General features: G+C 42.5%; 4 protein-coding genes and 1 pseudogene. All 5 read right to left on the minus strand.

Annotated elements, in window-relative coordinates:
- Nucleotides 1-162 precede the first annotated feature (162 nt).
- Nucleotides 163-567: a PTS sugar transporter subunit IIA gene (locus tag WKI42_RS09710; protein ID WP_368081825.1), complete on the minus strand. Its 405-nt coding sequence runs from the start codon at nt 565-567 to the stop codon at nt 163-165.
- A 6-nt stretch (nt 568-573) separates the two neighbouring features.
- On the minus strand, nt 574-1,389 hold the full coding sequence (locus WKI42_RS09715) for a PTS system mannose/fructose/sorbose family transporter subunit IID (RefSeq protein WP_050235419.1): 816 nt from the start codon (nt 1,387-1,389) through the stop codon (nt 574-576).
- Nucleotides 1,376-2,281, minus strand: coding sequence for a PTS mannose/fructose/sorbose/N-acetylgalactosamine transporter subunit IIC (locus tag WKI42_RS09720; protein ID WP_050235418.1), 906 nt, complete (start codon nt 2,279-2,281; stop codon nt 1,376-1,378). The genes WKI42_RS09715 and WKI42_RS09720 overlap by 14 nt, the downstream gene beginning before the upstream one ends.
- A 27-nt stretch (nt 2,282-2,308) precedes the next feature.
- Entirely contained in the window at nt 2,309-2,785 is a 477-nt protein-coding gene (locus WKI42_RS09725; protein WP_050226620.1) for a PTS sugar transporter subunit IIB, read from the minus strand.
- Nucleotides 2,782-3,444, minus strand: a pseudogene (locus WKI42_RS09730) (beta-galactosidase); the annotation flags it as partial. The gene WKI42_RS09725 and the pseudogene WKI42_RS09730, both read right to left, overlap by 4 nt.

Consider the following 3,444-nt stretch of genomic DNA (forward strand, 5'->3'; position numbering starts at 1 on the left):
AACTAGCCGCAGGCTGCTCAAAGCACTGCTTTGAGGTTGCAGATAAGACTGACGAAGTCAGCTCAAAACACCGTTTTGAGGTTGCAGATAGAACTGACAGAGTCAGTAACATGCCTACGGCAAGGCGACACTAGTATGGTTTAAAGAGATTTTCGAAGAGTATTATTCATCTTCGTCATCATCGAAGCCCGCTAACAGGTCATTGACTTTCACAATGTTTTCTGCAGCACGGCTCTTATAGTCCGCATCTGCACCTGTCAGGCTCGCATTGATAAATTCAATCACCATTGGAAGATTCATCCCTGCATAAAGTTCGATGTCACGACCTTCCATAATCAAACGACTGACCACGTTACAAGGTGTCCCACCGAGAAGATCCGCAAAGACTAGGAAATCATCCAACCCTTCAATAGCAGCTTCAAATTTTGCAGTAAAGTCTTCTGGGCCATCTTCTGGAAGAAGAGCTACTGTGTAAATGTTGTCTTGTGGGCCCATAATCATTTCTGTGCTACCTTTAAGCTCCTCACAGAAGCGACCATGGCTCACCAAAATTAATGATTTAGTCATAAGGAATTACATTCCAAATGCAAAGTGACCAAGGGCAGAAAGACCTACTGCAAGAGCGATAATGATACCGATAGCTTTAGTAGAAGTCATACCTTTCTTACCAAGCAACCAGAAGATAAAGGCAGTAAAGATTGCTGGAAGCAAACGTGGGAAGATTTGGTTCAAGATGTCTTGGAAATCAATCATCTTTTCACCGATTGGCAACTTGTAAGAAATTTCAAAGTTGATCATTGTTGCTACAAGAGCACCCATCATGAAGACACCAAGTACAGATGCAGCGTCAATCAAAGCTGTCAAGGTACTTTGCATGTTGTTGATAAGATTAACCCCTTCTTTGTAGGCAAATTCCAACTGTTTCCAACGGAAGATGTCATACGCTACTGCAACTGCAATCCAAAGGAAGATACCCCAAGGTTGACCAGCGATCGCCATAGTTGCTGCGACTGACCCCATGATAGCAGGTACAAGTGAACCAAAGATTGTATCCCCAAGAGGAGCGAATGGTCCCATCAAACCTGTCTTGATACCGTTAACGGCGTCTTTTGAACCCACACCATCTTTTTCTTCCATGGCAAGGTCAAAACCAGCGATAATGGTATGGAAGAATGGTGAAGTATTGAAGAATTGAGTATGAACTTTCATCATTTCTTTCAATTCAGGAGTGCCATCCCCATACATTTTACGCAACTGAGGCAAGATCATGTAAAGGTAACCAGAAGCTTGCATACGTTCGTAGTTCCAACCTAATTGGAAAGTAAACAAGCTACGTTTGTTGATTTGATTAAAATCTTCTTTTGTAAGTTTGTAATTAGAATTCGTCATCTTCGATTTCCCCACTTTCTGATGGTGTAGAAGGTGCTGCTACAGCTACTTTTTGGCTATTTTTGAAGTGAAGCACTGCAAGGAAAATACCTACGATAGAAATACCAATCATAGACAAACCTTTGAAGTTGTTCACGAAACCAATTTTTTCAGCAACTTCAGCAGGAAGAGTACCTACGATACCAGCAACAGCGCCACCAAGACCTGTTACATATGAGTAAAGAACAGTCAACATAGCCGTCAAACCAAATCCCATAGCAAGATAGTGAAGGTTACGTTTAACTGGAAGGTAACGAAGCAAGATTGCAAATCCAAGACCTGGAAGCATACGTCCTGCGAGTGTCAAACCATCTGCAATCCATTGGTATTCTGTCACTAAGTCTACTACATGTTGTACAAAGGCACCACCAAAAGCAAGCGCAAAGAAGACTGGAAGGGCACGAGATAGAGCCCAAGGAATCGCACCAAGCAAGTAGTTGCGTTCAATACCTTTATAGTCAAAGCGTTCGATGGCAGCATCCACACGGTGAGCGAAGAAGGTAGTAGTCATACGTCCAAGAACGTCGAAGTAAGTCAAGAGAGCTGCTACTGGTACAGCGATTGTAGTAATTGCAAGCGGTGCATCAATTCCTTGTGAAACAGAGAAGGCTGTCGCAAGAACCGCACCAGAAGTTGCGTCGATACGAGAAGCACCACCGAAGGTACCAACCCCAAGAACGAACAGTTGCAAGTTACCACCGATAAGCAAACCAGTAGTCACATCTCCCATGATTAAACCAGTAATGAAACCAGCAAATACAGGGGAACCTGCAGATGAAACGATCGTCAACTCATCACAGATTTGATAAGCTGAGTACAAAGTGAGAAGTAAAATTTGCCACCATTGTATCATAACAATGACCTCCTAAAAAATTTTTTCCTATTTTAATAAGCTCAAAAAGTCTGAAATTGGATCATTTGGAACCATTTGAGCAGTAAGTTTAACACCTTTTTCTGCCAGTTTGTGGAAGTCTTCCACATCCTTGTCCACTACGTTGATAGAACGTGTGATGGCGCGAGTTTCTGGTGTTTGAGACATATTCCCAACATTGAGGGTTTCAAGTGGTACACCTGCTTCGACCAAGCCAAGGAAACGGTCTGGTTTACGAGCCACGATAAAGAGACGTTGGCTATCGTACTTACCAGCAAGAATATTGGCTGCGGCTTTCTCAACTGGCAAGATACTGAGCTTCACACCTGGTGGTGTCGCAAGTTTCAAACCACTCTTTTCAATATCGTTGTTGACAACTTCGTCGTCTACAACCATAATGCGTGAAACATTTAGTTTTCCAGCCCAAAGATTGGCTACTTGTCCGTGGATCAAACGTCCATCGATACGGCATCCTACAATTGTCATAAGTTTTCCCCCTTTATATGTTTTAGTGTAGGTTTACGAGTTAAATGAATCTCTTCTTTATATTGACCTTCTGTTTCAAAGATAATGATGCGGTTGGCACCTTCCTTGAGATAGCTATGAGGGATATAAAGTGAGAGGGTTGGGCCGACGTTCCAAAAACGTCCTAGATTCTGCCCGTTTACAAAGGCAACTCCCTTACCAAACTCAGATAAGTCTAGGTAAGTATCTTTTGGCTCTTGAACTGTAAAGTCATAAGCGTAAAAGGCTGGTTGTCCTTGAGTCCATCCTTTTGAAAAATCAATTTTCTCAGGATTGTCTAGTGGGAGTGGATAGTGTTTCCAGTTTAGTAAGAAGTGCAAATCCTTACAAACCCCTGTCCGAATTCCCTTACGTTGCGTATCCGCTAAGAACTTATGACCATAGTTGACACGCCCCATATTTTCTATCAAGACATCAATCCTAGATAACGCTTTCTTTTCGCCTTGATAAAAAATATCTTCCCCAATCTCTGTCTGATATTGGGTTTTAACCCATTGACCATCGACATACAGCTGAGCCCTATCTCGACCATCAATGATACGAAGTCTTTCTTCTTCTGCATCCCAGTTTGTTTCTGTTCGATAGAGTAGGTAGCCATAGCTTTGTCCCAACTCCTCCAT

The sequence above is a fragment of the Streptococcus pseudopneumoniae genome (genome assembly GCF_038148935.1).
In the GTDB taxonomy this organism is placed as follows: domain Bacteria; phylum Bacillota; class Bacilli; order Lactobacillales; family Streptococcaceae; genus Streptococcus; species Streptococcus pseudopneumoniae_U.

Excerpts from the sequence above, each read along its gene's own strand:
- WKI42_RS09710 (WP_368081825.1), bottom strand. The coding sequence starts at position 567 with ATGACTAAATCATTAATTTTGGTGAGCCATGGTCGCTTCTGTGAGGAG.
- WKI42_RS09715 (WP_050235419.1), bottom strand. The coding sequence starts at position 1,389 with ATGACGAATTCTAATTACAAACTTACAAAAGAAGATTTTAATCAAATC.
- WKI42_RS09720 (WP_050235418.1), bottom strand. The coding sequence starts at position 2,281 with ATGATACAATGGTGGCAAATTTTACTTCTCACTTTGTACTCAGCTTAT.
- WKI42_RS09725 (WP_050226620.1), bottom strand. The coding sequence starts at position 2,785 with ATGACAATTGTAGGATGCCGTATCGATGGACGTTTGATCCACGGACAA.